The sequence below is a fragment of the Streptomyces soli genome (genome assembly GCF_003999195.1).
In the GTDB taxonomy this organism is placed as follows: domain Bacteria; phylum Actinomycetota; class Actinomycetes; order Streptomycetales; family Streptomycetaceae; genus Actinacidiphila; species Actinacidiphila soli.
The window spans coordinates 32,023-45,399 of sequence record NZ_RJVR01000240.1 but is presented as its reverse complement, the minus strand read 5'-3'; the positions used below and the strand labels follow the sequence as shown (position 1 = coordinate 45,399).

Annotated in this window: 13 protein-coding genes and 1 pseudogene; 11 read left to right on the top strand and 3 right to left on the bottom strand. The window is 71.4% G+C overall.

What is annotated here, in order from left to right:
- Window positions 1–79 precede the first annotated feature (79 nt).
- Complete coding sequence (locus EFK10_RS24155; protein WP_127357727.1) at window positions 80–1,210, top strand: glycosyltransferase family 4 protein; 1,131 nt, start codon at window positions 80–82, stop codon at window positions 1,208–1,210.
- Window positions 1,188–1,844 (top strand): annotated as a pseudogene (locus tag EFK10_RS24150) (GMC oxidoreductase); the annotation flags it as partial. The gene EFK10_RS24155 and the pseudogene EFK10_RS24150, both read left to right, overlap by 23 nt.
- Here the strand turns inward: EFK10_RS24150 and EFK10_RS24145 are convergent.
- A complete protein-coding gene (locus EFK10_RS24145) occupies window positions 1,829–3,631 on the bottom strand; it encodes an AMP-dependent synthetase/ligase (RefSeq protein ID WP_127357726.1) in 1,803 nt (600 codons plus the stop codon). The pseudogene EFK10_RS24150 and the gene EFK10_RS24145 overlap by 16 nt on opposite strands.
- A gap of 242 nt (window positions 3,632–3,873) precedes the next feature.
- Here EFK10_RS24145 and EFK10_RS24140 point away from each other — a divergent pair, with 242 nt between their 5' ends.
- The 6 genes from EFK10_RS24140 to EFK10_RS24115 all read left to right on the top strand — a co-directional run bounded on the left by EFK10_RS24140 (window position 3,874) and on the right by EFK10_RS24115 (window position 8,763).
- Window positions 3,874–4,635: a metallophosphoesterase family protein gene (locus tag EFK10_RS24140; RefSeq protein WP_127357725.1), complete on the top strand. Its 762-nt coding sequence runs from the start codon at window positions 3,874–3,876 to the stop codon at window positions 4,633–4,635.
- Between the two features lie 109 nt (window positions 4,636–4,744).
- A complete protein-coding gene (locus EFK10_RS24135; RefSeq protein WP_127357724.1) occupies window positions 4,745–5,206 on the top strand; it encodes an SRPBCC family protein in 462 nt (153 codons plus the stop codon).
- A gap of 1 nt (window position 5,207) precedes the next feature.
- Window positions 5,208–6,368: an ArsA family ATPase gene (locus EFK10_RS24130; RefSeq protein ID WP_127357723.1), complete on the top strand. Its 1,161-nt coding sequence runs from the start codon at window positions 5,208–5,210 to the stop codon at window positions 6,366–6,368.
- Between the two features lie 53 nt (window positions 6,369–6,421).
- Window positions 6,422–6,814 (top strand): DUF5304 family protein, encoded by a 393-nt coding sequence (locus EFK10_RS24125; RefSeq protein WP_127357722.1) that lies wholly within the window; start codon window positions 6,422–6,424, stop codon window positions 6,812–6,814.
- 56 nt (window positions 6,815–6,870) lie between these two features.
- Complete coding sequence (locus EFK10_RS24120; RefSeq protein WP_127357721.1) at window positions 6,871–7,812, top strand: ROK family glucokinase; 942 nt, start codon at window positions 6,871–6,873, stop codon at window positions 7,810–7,812.
- Between the two features lie 204 nt (window positions 7,813–8,016).
- Entirely contained in the window at window positions 8,017–8,763 is a 747-nt protein-coding gene (locus tag EFK10_RS24115) for an endonuclease/exonuclease/phosphatase family protein (RefSeq protein ID WP_127357765.1), read from the top strand.
- Window positions 8,764–9,060: 297 nt separating this feature from the next.
- Here EFK10_RS24115 and EFK10_RS24110 read toward each other — a convergent pair whose 3' ends face one another.
- A complete protein-coding gene (locus tag EFK10_RS24110; RefSeq protein ID WP_127357720.1) occupies window positions 9,061–9,624 on the bottom strand; it encodes a hypothetical protein in 564 nt (187 codons plus the stop codon).
- Window positions 9,617–10,396: an alpha/beta hydrolase gene (locus tag EFK10_RS24105; protein ID WP_127357719.1), complete on the bottom strand. Its 780-nt coding sequence runs from the start codon at window positions 10,394–10,396 to the stop codon at window positions 9,617–9,619. The genes EFK10_RS24110 and EFK10_RS24105 overlap by 8 nt, the downstream gene beginning before the upstream one ends.
- A gap of 131 nt (window positions 10,397–10,527) precedes the next feature.
- On the opposite strand from EFK10_RS24105, the gene EFK10_RS24100 reads away from it, so the two are divergent.
- The 3 genes from EFK10_RS24100 to EFK10_RS24090 all read left to right on the top strand — a co-directional run bounded on the left by EFK10_RS24100 (window position 10,528) and on the right by EFK10_RS24090 (window position 13,179).
- On the top strand, window positions 10,528–11,244 hold the full coding sequence (locus EFK10_RS24100; protein ID WP_206305568.1) for a lysophospholipid acyltransferase family protein: 717 nt from the start codon (window positions 10,528–10,530) through the stop codon (window positions 11,242–11,244).
- 133 nt (window positions 11,245–11,377) lie between these two features.
- Entirely contained in the window at window positions 11,378–12,505 is a 1,128-nt protein-coding gene (macS, locus tag EFK10_RS24095; RefSeq protein WP_127357763.1) for a MacS family sensor histidine kinase, read from the top strand.
- On the top strand, window positions 12,502–13,179 hold the full coding sequence (locus tag EFK10_RS24090; protein WP_127357718.1) for a response regulator: 678 nt from the start codon (window positions 12,502–12,504) through the stop codon (window positions 13,177–13,179). The genes macS and EFK10_RS24090 overlap by 4 nt, the downstream gene beginning before the upstream one ends.
- Window positions 13,180–13,377 lie beyond the last annotated feature (198 nt).

Below are 13,377 nucleotides of genomic sequence, written 5' to 3'. Positions count from 1 at the left end.
ATGATGCCGCTCACTGATGAGGACAGCGTTTAGGGGCTCGGGGTTCCGTGTCGGGGTCCGGCCGGTAATCTCGGCCGCGATGGACAAGACGCTGATCGTGACCAACGACTTCCCGCCCCGGCCCGGCGGCATCCAGGCCTTTGTACACAGTATGGCCTTGCGCCTGGATCCCGGAAAAGTGGTGGTGTACGCCTCCACCTGGAAGGACGGCACGGAGGTCGCCGCGTTCGACGCCGAGCAGCCCTTTCCGGTGATCCGGGACCGTACGTCCATGCTGCTGCCGACCCCGAGGGTGACCCGGCGGGCGGTGGAGCTGCTGCGCGAGCACGGCTGCGGCTCGGTGTGGTTCGGGGCGGCGGCGCCGCTCGCGCTGATGGCCCCGGCGCTGCGGAAGGCAGGGGCCGGGCGGCTGGTCGGTACGACGCATGGCCACGAGGCGGCGTGGGCGCAGCTGCCCGCCAGCCGTCAGCTGCTGCGGCGGATCGGTGAGGGCACGGACACGATCACCTATCTGGGTGAGTACACGCGCTCCCGCATCGCCGCCGCGCTCACCCCTTCGGCCGCCGCCCGCATGGTCCAACTACCGCCCGGCGTCGACGAGAAGACCTTCCACCCGGCGTCGGGCGGCGACGCCGTACGCGCCCGCCTCGGCCTCGCCGACCGGCCGGTGGTCGTCTGCGTCTCGCGCCTGGTGCCGCGTAAGGGCCAGGACACCCTCATACGGGCCATGCCCCGCATCCTCCACCAGGTGCCGGACGCCGTCCTGCTCATCGTCGGCGGCGGCCCCTACGCGGACGACCTGAAGCGGCTCGCCGTACGCACCGGGGTCGACACCTCCGTACGCTTCACCGGCGCCGTCCCCTGGGCCGAGCTGCCCGCGCACTACGGTGCCGGCGACGTCTTCGCGATGCCGTGCCGGACGCGGCGCGGTGGCCTGGACGTCGAGGGCCTCGGCATCGTCTACCTCGAGGCTTCCGCCACCGGGCTCCCCGTCGTCGCCGGGGACTCCGGGGGCGCCCCCGACGCCGTCCTCCAGGGCGAGACCGGCTGGGTCGTACGCGGCGGCTCGCCCGAGCAGGCCGCGGACCGCATCGTCACGCTCCTCGCCGACCCTGCCTTGCGGCGCCGCATGGGCGAGCGCGGCCGCCGCTGGGTCGAAGAGGCCTGGCGCTGGGACCTGCTCGCGGCTCGGCTCCAGCAGCTCCTCTGACGGCCCATTGCTGCCGAGGGCGGCTCCCGGGGCGCTGCCCAACCTGAGCGCCAAGGTCGGCGCGGGGGGCGGCAACGGCAACATCATGCTCGGGCGGGCCAACTACCTGTGGAATCCGACCGGCGCCAACCAGTCCACGATCCCGGCCATGGCCATCGACGACTGGGGCAACACCGCCAACCCCGTCTTCGCGGAGATCGCCCCGCTCCCGTCCGGCAGCGAGACCTGGGCCAGCCTCTACCTCGCCATCACCAAGAACGCCGAGCGCGGCAATTTCACGTACGACTCCGCCACCGACTCCGCGAAGCCCAACTGGACGCGCTCGCAGAACCAGCCGTCCGTCACCGCCGCCAAGACCCTCTTCGACCGGATCAACGCAGCCAACGGCGCCATCTACCGCTACGACCTGTTCGGCGACCCTCGGGCCTTCGCCGACGACTTCGGCTACCACCCGCTCGGGGGCTGCGTGCTCGGGCAGGCCACCGACACCTTTGGCCGTGCCTCCGGCTATTCGGTCCTGTACGTCACCGACGGAGCCCTCGTCCCGGGCTCCATCGGTGTCAATCCGTTCGTCACGATCACGGCTCTGGCCGAGCGCAACATGGCGGCCGTACTGGCTCAGGACTTGGCGTAGATCGCCTCGATCTCACCGGCGTAGTCCCTCAGGACCACATTGCGCTTGAGCTTCAGCGACGGCGTGAGGTGGCCCGACTCCTCAGTGAACTGCGTGGGGAGGATCCGGAACTTCTTCACCGCCTCCGCGTGCGACACGGCCGCGTTGCCGTCGTCCACGGCCTGCTGGACGGCGGCGATCAGATCCGGGTCCTCGCGGAGCTCGGTGACGGTGACACCGGCCGGCTTGCCGTGCTCCTCGGCCCAGTGGGGGAGGAACTCCTCGTCGATGGTGACGAGTGCGCCGATGAAGGGCCGGGCGTCACCGACGACCATGCACTCGGCGATCAGGGCGTGGGCGCGGATACGGTCCTCGATGACGGCGGGGGCGACGTTCTTGCCGCCGGCCGTCACGATGATCTCCTTCTTGCGGCCGGTGATCGCGAGGTAGCCGTCCTCGTCGACCGTGCCGATGTCGCCGGTGTGGAACCAGCCGTCGGAGATCGCCTCGGCGGTCGCGGTCTCGTTGTTCCAGTAGCCGGTGAAGAGGTGCTCGCCGTGCAGCAGCACCTCGCCGTCGTCGGCGATCCGGACCGTGGAGCCGGGCAGCGGCTGGCCGACGGTGCCGATCTTCGTACGGTCCCAGGGGTTGAAGGCGGTCGCCGCACAGGACTCGGTGAGGCCGTAGCCCTCCAGGACGGTGAAGCCGATGCCGCGGAAGAAGTGCCCGAGGCGCTCGCCGAGCGGGGCGCCGCCGGAGATGGAGTACTCGCCGCGGCCGCCCAGCACCGTGCGGAGCCTGCTGTAGACGAGGCGGTCGAAGACCTTGTGCTTGAACTTCAGGCCGATCGACGGGCCGCCGGCGCTGTCGAGGGCACGGCTGTACTCGATGGCGGTGTCGGCGGCCTTGTCGAAGATCTTGCCCTTGCCGCCGGCCTGGGCCTGGGCGCGGGCGGAGTTGTAGACCTTCTCAAAAACCCGGGGCACGCCGAGGAGCAGCGTGGGCCGGAAGGAGGACAGCTCGCCGGTGAGGTTCTTGATGTCGCTGACGTGGCCGAGCTTGATCGGGGCCATGATGCTGGCCACCTCCACCAGCCGCCCGAACACGTGCGCCAGCGGCAGGAAGAGCAGGATCGAGGACTCACCGGTGCGGAACAGCGGCCTGAGCCGCTCCACGACATTGCCGCACTCCGCGAAGAAGCTGCGGTGGCTGAGCACGCAGCCCTTGGGGCGGCCGGTGGTGCCGGAGGTGTAGACGATGGTCGCCGGGGAGTCCGCCTTGGCGGTGGCGCTGCGCTCGTCGACGACCTTGTCGGAGATGTCGCTGCCGGACGCGACCAGCGTGTCGACCGCGCCCGCCTCGATCCGCCAGACGTGCTTGAGCTGCGGCAACCGCTCCCGCACCGACTCCACCGTCTTGTCGTGGCCCTCGGTCTCCACGATGGCGGCGACGGCGCCGGAGTCGCCGAGGATCCATTCGACCTGCTCGGCCGAGGAGGTCTCGTACACCGGCACGGTGACCGCGCCCGCGCTCCAGATCGCGAAGTCGAAGAGCGTCCACTCGTAGCGGGTGCGCGACATCAGTGCGACCCGGTCGCCCGGCTCGATGCCGGCGGCGATCAGGCCCTTGGCGGCGGCGCGGACCTCGGCGAGGAAGGTGGTGGCGGTGATGTCCTGCCACTCGCCCGCCGGGGTCTTTCTGGCAATGACGGCCACGTCTGGATGCTGCGCGGCATTGCGGCGGATGAGATCCGTCAGGTTGCCGTCCGCGGGGACCTCGTAAAGGGCCGGAAGGCTGAACTCACGCAAGACTGCTGCTCCTCATCGGCGCCGGCGGCGGTACTGGCTGCTGTCCACCGGCTCCTGCCACATACGTGGTCAAGGCGTGGATCGGACTGACCGGACGTTACCCATCGGTAAAGCACTCGCGATAGAGGCGCCGTGTAGATGTTTTGTGTGTCACATGACCGACACGAAGCCCTGAACTGCTCACCGAAGGGTAATCGAGACGGCCGGTGACCCGCAGGTAACGAGGGATTAGGGTGATCGGCATGCGGGTCCATGTCGTCAGCGATGTCCACGGTGCGGCCGACGCCCTCGGGAAGGCGGGCGAAGGCGCCGACGCCCTGGTCTGTCTCGGCGACCTCATCCTTTTCCTGGACTACGCCGACCACTCGCGCGGGATCTTCCCCGATCTCTTCGGCGCCGAGAACGCCACCCGCATGGTCGCCCTGCGTACCGCCAAGCGGTTCGACGAGGCCCGCGCGCTGGACAACGAGCTCTGGGCCGGTCTCGACCGCCGCACCGCCATCGAGAGCGCAGTACGCAGCCAGTACGCCGAACTCTTCGCGGCCTTCCCCACGCCTACGTACGCCACCTACGGCAATGTCGACATTCCGTTGCTCTGGCCCGAGTACGCGCGCCCCGGCACCGCCGTCCTGGACGGCACGACGGCGGAGATCGGCGGCCTGGTCTTCGGGTTCGTCGGCGGCGGCCTGCGGACCCCGTACCGCACGCCGTACGAGGTCGACGACGAGACGTACGCGGCGAAGGTCGCCGCCCTCGGCCCGGTCGATGTGCTCTGCTCGCACATCCCGCCCGCCGTGCCGGAGCTCTGCTACGACACCGTCGCCCGGCGCTTCGAGCGCGGCAGCGAGGCGCTGCTCGACGCGATCAACGAGACGCGCCCCAAATACTCCCTCTTCGGTCACGTCCATCAGCCGCTGGAGCGGCGCATGCGGATCGGGACCACCGAGTGCGTCAACGTGGGGCACTTCAACGCCACCCGTACGCCGTGGGTGCTGGAGTGGTGACCTTCGCCCCGGCCGTCCTGTGTGCGGGACGTACGCGGTAGCCTGCAGCAACACACTCATGACTCCATTCATGACTCCATTCATGCGAAGTCCCGGAGGGGCCACGGCGATGGCGGAACACACCAAGTCGAGCATCACGATCGACGCGGCCCCGGCCGACGTCATGGGGGTCATCTCCGACTTCGAGCGGTACCCCGAGTGGACCGGCGAGGTGAAGGAGGCGGAGATCCTTTCCGCCGACGACCAGGGCCGTGCCGAGCAGGTCCGGCTGCTGCTGGACGCGGGCGCGATCAAGGACGACCACACCCTCGGCTACACCTGGATCAGCGACAACGAGGTCAGCTGGTCGCTGGTCAAGTCCCAGATGCTGCGCACCCTGGACGGCTCCTACACGCTTGCGCCGGTCGACGCCGGCAAGCGCACCGAGGTGACCTACCAGCTCACCGTCGACGTGAAGATCCCCATGCTCGGGATGATCAAGCGCAAGGCGGAGAAGGTCATCATCGACCGCGCGCTGGCGGGGCTGAAGAAGCGTGTCGAGTCCGGCGACTCCGCCGCGCCCCAGGCCTGAGGTGCGGACCCTTCTCGTCACAGGTCCCGGCGGCTCCGGCCGTACGACCGTCGCCGCCGCGACAGCGGTGGCCGAGGCCGCGCGGGGCCACCGCGTCCAGCTGATCTCCGCCGACCGGAGCGGCGTCTTCCCGCGCACCCTGCCGGGGGTCGACGTCGCCCGTATCGACCCGGCGGCCTCCTTCCGGGCCGACGCGCTGGAGGTACAGGGGCGGCTCGGCTCCGTGCTCGACCTGTTGGGGGCCACGCCGCTCGACCCGGAGGAGCTCACCGAACTCCCCGGCGCCGACGCATTGGCCCTGCTGCGGGCGCTGCGCGACGCGTCCCTGGCCGGCTCGGACTCCGGTGGCCGGGCCTGGGACACCGTCGTCGTCGACCTGCCGCCCGTCCATGCCGCGCTCGCCGTCCTGGCGCTGCCCGAGCAGCTGCGCCGCTACCTCAGCCGGCTCCTACCGGCCGAGCGGCAGGCGGCGCGGGCCCTGCGGCCGGTGCTCGCGCAGCTCGCGGGCGTACCGATGCCGGGGGAGCGGGCGTACGAGGCCGTATCGCGGGTGGATGTGGAACTGGCCGCCGCCCAGGCGGTGATCGAGGACGCCGGGACCACCGTACGGCTGGTCGTGGACCCCGGCGCCCACGCCGCCGAGGCCGTCCGGCAGGCCCGCACCGGACTCGCCCTGTACGGCCTCCGCCTGGAGGCCGTGGTCGCCAACCGGCTGCTGCCGAGCGGCTCTCCGGACCCCTGGCTGGCCGAACTCTCCGCGCAGCAGCACAAGGAACTGCGGGCCCTGCGCGCCGAGGTGACCGGCCTTCCCGTCCACGAGGTGCCCCACCTCGGGCGTGAGCCGCTCGGCGCGGGCGACCTGGTGCTGCTGGCCGCCCCCGCGCCGGGGCCCGCCGGGGTACACGGCAAGCCCTGGACCGTCAAGGACCGGCTCGCCGCCGAGGGCCACTTCCTCTGGCGGCTCCCGCTGCCCGGCGCCACCCGCGACCGGCTGGACCTGATCCGCCGCGGCGACGAACTCGTCGTCGACGCCGAGGGCTTCCGGCGCATCCTGCCGCTGCCCTCCGCGCTGCGCCGCTGCACCGTCGCGGGCGCCGCTCTGAGGGACGGCGCGTTGACCGTCCGCTTCGAACCGGACCCCGCGCTCTGGCCGCGCGGCTAGTCGGGTCGGGTAACGTCGAAGGCACCACCTGTAGCGCCCCTACGGAGCCCACCATGACCAGCGAATCGCCCGAGTCCGACGCCTGGGCCAAGGCCAGCGCCGAGGACATCGCCGCCGAGAACGCCCGCCGCCGCGAACAGGCAGGTCAGGGCCCCGGCAGCGCTTCCGAAGAGCTGCGTCGGCTCGCGGAGGCCGTCGCCGACCGCATCGCCGTGCTGCGCAGCCCGGCCGCCACGATGGCCGCCGAGGCCGTCGTGACCCAGGTCAAGCAGGTCATCGAGCCGATCAAGGAACGTAATCCCGACGTCTTCGACCACCTCGCGCAGGCCGGCTCCGAGCTCCTCGCCGCCTACCGCGCGGCGGTTTCCGGCCATGAGCGGCGCTGGACCGCCGGTCCAGACAGCGCTGCGGGTTCCTCGTCCAGCGAGCACATCGACCTGGACTGACGTGTCCCTCCGGTACGGTTGGACTCAGCGGGGATCGACCGAAAACTGAGGGACACATGGGACTCACCATCGGCGTCGACATCGGCGGCACCAAGATCGCGGCCGGCGTGGTCGACGAAGACGGCGCGATTCTCGAAACCGTCACGGTGCCGACCCCGTCGACCCCTGAAGGGGTTGTCGACGCCATCGCCGCGGCGGTCCGCGACGTCAGCGCGCACCACCCCGTCGAGGCGGTCGGCATCGGCGCTGCCGGTTACGTGGACGACAAGCGCGCCACCGTGCTCTTCGCCCCGAACATCAACTGGCGCCACGAGCCGCTCAAGGACAAGGTCGAGCAGCGTGTCGGCCTCCCCGTGGTGGTCGAGAACGACGCCAACGCCGCAGCCTGGGGCGAGTACCGCTTCGGCGCCGGCGCCGGCCACGACGACGTCATCTGCATCACCCTCGGCACCGGCCTCGGCGGCGGCATCATCATCGGCAACAAGCTGCGCCGCGGCCGCTTCGGCGTCGCCGGCGAGTTCGGGCACATCCGCATGGTCCCCGACGGCCTGCTCTGCGGCTGCGGCAGCCAGGGCTGCTGGGAGCAGTACGCCTCCGGGCGCGCGCTTGTCCGTTACGCCAAGCAGCGCGCCGTCGCCCAGCCGGAGAGCGCGAAGCTGCTGCTCTCCCTCGGTGACGGCACGCCCGACTCCATCGAGGGCCACCACATCAGCCAGGCCGCCCGCGGCGGCGACAAGGTCGCCATCGACTCCTTCCGCGAGCTCGCCCGCTGGGCCGGCGCCGGCCTCGCCGACCTCGCCTCCCTCTTCGACCCCTCCGCCTTCATCGTCGGCGGCGGCGTCTCCGACGAAGGCGAACTCGTCCTCGAACCCATCCGCAAATCCTTCCGCCGCTGGCTCGTCGGCGGCCAATACCGCCCGCACGCCCAAGTCCTCGCCGCCCAACTCGGCGGCAAGGCAGGCCTCGTAGGCGCCGCCGACCTGGCCCGCCAGGGCTGATTTTTCGACGCGCCTCTCGCACCGCGCGGCCCCAGGGGGTCGCGCGGCTTCGAGTTGCTGCGCCGGCTTGCGGCCGTCGGGCCGGGGGCACCGGTCCCGGCCACGGGCCCGGGGTCGCCGACGGGACTGCAACCACGGGGGCGGTCCCCCTGGTTTCGGGAAGGGGCGGGGCGGGGGAACACTGACCGAGTGAGCGCAAGCGTGCTGCCGGACCTGCCGGCGTCCGGGACGGAGTCCGACGGCTCCGCCGTCATCCGCGTCCTGAGCTACAACATCCGGTCCATGAGGGACGACAGGGCGGCGCTGGCCCGCGTCATCAGGGCCTGCGCCCCCGACATCGCGCTCATTCAGGAAGCCCCGCGCTTCTTCCGCTGGCGCAAGGCCGCCGCCTGGCTCGCCCGCGAGTCCGGTCTCGTCTACGTCACCGGCGGGGCCACCGCCGCAGGCCCGTTGATCCTGTCATCCCTCCGCCCGCACATCGAGCGCACCGAGGACGTCCTGCTGCCCCGCACCCCTGGGCTCCACCAGCGCGGCTTCGCGACCGCCGCCGTCCGCATCGGCGGCGCCCGGCTCTCCGTACTGAGCTGTCACCTCAGCCTCGCCGCCCGCGAGCGCTACGAGCAGGCGGGGCTCCTCCTCGACCGCCTCGCCGGCATGGGCGAACCCCACGCCATCGCCGGCGGCGACCTCAACGACCGCCCCGACGGCCGTACGTTCCGCCGCCTCTCAGCCGAGCTCCAGGACGCCTGGGCCACGAAGCCCTGGGGCGGCGAGCACACCTCGGTGCCCGAGCGACCGCACCAGCGCATCGACGCGATCTTCGCCACCTCGGGCATCGAGGTGCTGGGCTGCGGCGTCCCGGTGGGCCTGCAGAACGTCCAGGAGGACGACCTGCGGGCCGCCACCGATCACCTCCCGGTCCTGGCCGCCCTCATGGTGCCGCCCGCCTAGTAGCGCTTGGTCAGGTCCGGTTGGACTCGGCGCGCTCGGGAGATGTCCTCGCCGGACAGGCGCCATTGACCAGGGCGGACGATTCTGACGATCTTTGCCGACCGGGCACATCGAGAGGCAATCGCCGCAGGTCAGGCCGACCTGGCCAAGCACTACTAGGAGGCCGCGCGAATAGGTGGGCGGAGGAAGGAGCGTGTCGGGAGCCGGGACGGCGGACGGAGTCCGGCGCAGCCGTCCCGCTGTGGCATCAGCCGCCGGCGCAGCGGGTGCGAAGCAGTGCGAGGGCGGCGTCAGAAATCAGACGACCGCTCCGCCGCCCGGGAGGTCGTCCTCGTCGTCGCCACCCGGGCGCATGCGGGCGACGAGCGTGGCAAAGCCGCCGATGAAGCCGCCGATGCCGGTGGTGATGGCCCACCAGGGCAGTTCCTGCTGGAGCAGAATGAAGGCGAAGATCAGTGCGGGGCCGCCGAGGACGGCGAGCCAGGCGAACTTGGTGGTGACGTCGGTCTCGGGAAGCGGCGGCGGCTCGGGGGGAACGAAGTGGCCCTCGTCCTCCTCGGTGATCTCGAAGTCGCGGGGGCCGGCGATGACGGGGTGGATGACGATGCTGGTCGTCTTCGGTGCCGGCGGCGCCGACGCCGGCTCGTCCGGAGTCGCCTGCTCCGCGTCGTCCGGCGCGTCGTCGTCCGCCGCCGGCAGATCCTCGGCGGCGGGCCAGGACCCGGCGCCGGACTCGGGCTCGTCGTCGTAGGCGGCGATCAACTGGGCCCAGGCGGCGGCCTCGTCGAGCGGCGTCGACGGCTGCTGCCCCTGCCCCTGCTCCTCCGGTTCCGTGCCGTCGGGGCGCTCGCGTTCAGCCACTGGCCGGCTCCTCCTTCGCCGCCGGAGCGGCGGCGAGCCGCTGGACGAATGCGTACGACTCGTCGAAGATCTGCCCGGCGTCATGGTCCAGGGTCGCGACGTGGTAGCTGCGCTCAAGTACGCGCTCCGTCACGTCGGCGGACGACACCCGGCTCAGCACGAGCGCCGAGTTCGAGGGGTGGACGACATGGTCGACGCGGCTGTGCAGAAGCAGCAGCGGCTGCGTGACCTGCGGCAGCCCGTTCCGTACGAGCTTCCAGAACCGGCTGAGGGAGTGTACGGCGTGCAGCGGCGTGCGGTCGTAGCCGGTCTCCTGCACGCCGTCCTTCGCGATGTCGCTGGCGATACCCGGCACGGACGGCACGAGGTGCCGGAGCACGGGCACGGCCTTGAGCTGATGGCTGTCGGCCTTGACCGACGGGTTGACCAGGACGATGCCGCTGATCGCGTCGCCGTGCTGCGCGGCCAGGTGGAGCGTGAGCGCGCCGCCCATCGACATGCCGAAGACGAAGACCTGGGAACAGCGGGCGGTGAGGGAGCGCAGCTCGCGGTCGACCTCGGCGTACCAGTCCTGCCAGCCGGTGAGCTGCATGTCCTGCCAGCGGGTGCCGTGCCCCGGCAGCAGCGGAAGCGAGACCGTGAGGTCCTGCTCGGCGAGGTGGTCGGCCCAGGGCCTCAGCGACTGTGGTGTACCGGTGAAGCCGTGGCAGAGCAGCACGCCGATCTCTCCGCCGTCATAGCGGAAGGGCTCGGCTCCGGGCATGAGCGGCACCGTGTGTCTCCAGTTCCTGAATGGCGGGGCACGCGAAGGATTACCTCACAGTACGCGGACGGCCAGCACCGGGGGAGAGCCCGGGAGGATCTGGCGTTAAGGTCTTTCCGTCAGACACAGGAGGTCATCGGTTGTTGTACAGCGTGATGAAGGTCGCCATCGGCGCCCCGCTCAAGGCCGCTTTCCGGCCATGGGTGGAGGGGCTGGAGAACATCCCCGAGGAGGGGCCGGCGATCCTTGCGAGCAACCATCTGTCCTTCTCCGACTCTTTCTTCCTCCCGGCGGTGCTGGACCGGAAGGTCACCTTCATCGCCAAGGCGGAGTACTTCACCTCGCCCGGCCTGAAGGGCAAGCTCACAGCCGCCTTCTTCAAGGGCGTCGGCCAGCTCCCGGTGGACCGCTCCGGCGCGCGCGGCGCCGGCGAGGCCGCGATCAAGAGCGGCATCAAGGTCCTCGAGGCCGGTGAGCTCTTCGGCATCTACCCCGAGGGCACCCGCTCGCCCGACGGCCGCCTCTACCGCGGCAAGCCCGGCGGCCTGGCCCGCATCGCGCTCGCCACGGGCGCGCCCGTGATCCCGGTCGCGATGATCGACACCGAGAAGATCCAGCCGCCCGGGCAGGTCATGCCCAAGCTGATGCGGCCCGGCATCCGGATCGGCAAGCCGCTGGACTTCAGCCGCTACCACGGCATGGACAGCGACCGCTTCATCCTGCGCGCGGTGACCGACGAGGTCATGTACGAGATCATGAAGCTGTCCGGCCAGGAGTACGAGGACATCTACGCGACCGCCGCCAAGCGGCAGATCGCCGAAGCCAAGAAGCACCAGCAGGAGCAGTCCGAGGCATAACCCGTACGGGAGAGGGTTGTTGGGGGAGGGGGACATGCCACTGCGCACGCGCGAGACGCGCCCGGCACGGACCGAACGGCGGTCACTGACCGAACGGCGGCCACACACCGAGCGGCCGCCACGGGTCGTACGCATGTCGGTCGAGCAGCCGCTGTGGCGCGCGCTGACGGCTTATCGGCTGCTGACCCTCGCGTACGCCGTCAGCCTGTTCGGCATCGGCTGGAGCGAGCACGAGTACCAGCGCCCCTGGGCCGGGGTCGCGTATCTGTCGGTGCTCGCCGTGTGGACGCTGGCCACGCTCGGCCACGTCAGCTCGGCGCAGCGCTGCACCAAGCGCTTCCTGGTGGCCGACATGACCCTCGCGCTCGCCGGCATCCTGCTCACCCCGGCGGTCGCCACGCACGAACACATCCTGGACGGTGGCCCGACGTTGCCGTCGATATGGACCGCCGGCTCGGTGCTCGCGTTCGCCATCAAGGGCGGCTGGCGGTGGGCGGCGGTCACCTCGGCGCTGGTCGGCGTCGCCAATGTCATCGAGCGAGGCACGCTCTCCCGCGACACCGTGCACAACGTGCTGCTGGTGTGGATCGCCAGCATCGCCATCGGCTACGTCGTCGAGGTCGCCCGCACCAGCGAGCGCGTCCTCGCCCGGGCCCTGCGGATCGAGGCGGCCACCCGGGAGCGCGAACGGCTCGCCCGCGACATCCACGACGGCGTCCTGCAGGTGCTGGCCATGGTCCAGCGGCGCGGCGCGGAGATCGGCGGCGAGGCGGAGGCACTGGGCCGGATGGCCGGCCAGCAGGAGGTCGCGCTGCGCGCCCTCGTGACGGACAACGCCGTCCCGGCCCCGCGTGAGGCCCTGGACGAGCCCGCCGGCCCGGTCGACCTGCGCCCGCTGCTCACCTCCCTCACCGCCACCCGTGTCACCGTCTCGGCGCCGGGTACGCCCGTCCTCGTAGGCCCGTACGCCGCGACCGAGTTGGCCGCGGCGGTCGGCGCCGCGCTCGACAACGTACGCAAGCACGCCGGGGACGGCGCCCACGCCTGGATCCTGCTCGAGGACGAACCCGACGCCGTCCTGGTCAGCGTTCGCGACGACGGCCCCGGCATTCCGGAGGGCCGGCTCGCCGACGCGGAGAAGGAGGGCCGGCTCGGGGTCGCCCAGTCGATCCGTGGCCGCCTGCATGATCTCGGCGGGACGGTGGAAGTGGTCTCGGTGCCCGGGCAGGGGGCAGAAGTCGAAATGAGGCTCAGGAAATGACCGACCCATCGGTGGCAGCGGTGAAGGTGATGGTCGTCGACGACCACCCCATGTGGCGCGACGCCGTCGCCCGCGACCTGGCCGAGGCCGGCTACGAGGTCGTCGCCACGGCCGGCGACGGCCCCGAGGCGGTACGCCGCGCCAAGGCCGTCCTTCCTCAGGTCCTCGTCCTCGACCTCAACCTCCCGGGGCTCTCCGGGGCCCAGGTCTGCAAGGACGTCATCGGCGACAACCCCGCCCTCCGGGTCCTCGTTCTCTCCGCGAGCGGTGAGCACGCGGACGTCCTGGAGGCCGTCAAGTCCGGCGCCACCGGTTACCTCCTCAAGTCCGCCGGCCGCCAGGAGCTCCTCGACGCCGTCCGCCGCACCGCCGTCGGCGACCCCGTCTTCACCCCCGGCCTCGCCGGCCTCGTCCTCGGCGAATACCGCCGCCTCGCCTCCGACCCCGCCCCCACTGCCCCCAACGAGCCCGAGGCCCCCCGCCTCACCGAGCGCGAAACCGAAGTCCTCCGCCTCGTCGCCAAGGGCCTCAGCTACAAGCAGATCGCCGAGCGCCTCGTCATCTCCCACCGCACCGTCCAGAACCACGTCCAGAACACCCTCGGCAAGCTTCAGCTCCACAACCGCGTGGAGCTCGTCCGCTACGCGATTGAGCAGGGCCTCGACGACGCCTGACGCCCGCCGCGGTTGGGCTCTCCCCCACCCCACCCCAGACCCTCCCCCAGCCTTCGGCCGGTGGGGGCACTCCCCCCCGCTTCGCTGGGGGCACCCCCACCACCACCCAGCCGCCAGGCTGGGGGAGGACCCCCAGTCCTCAATCGCCGGACGGGCTGAACTTGCCGGCCACGGACCCGCGCAGAACAGCGCACGCGT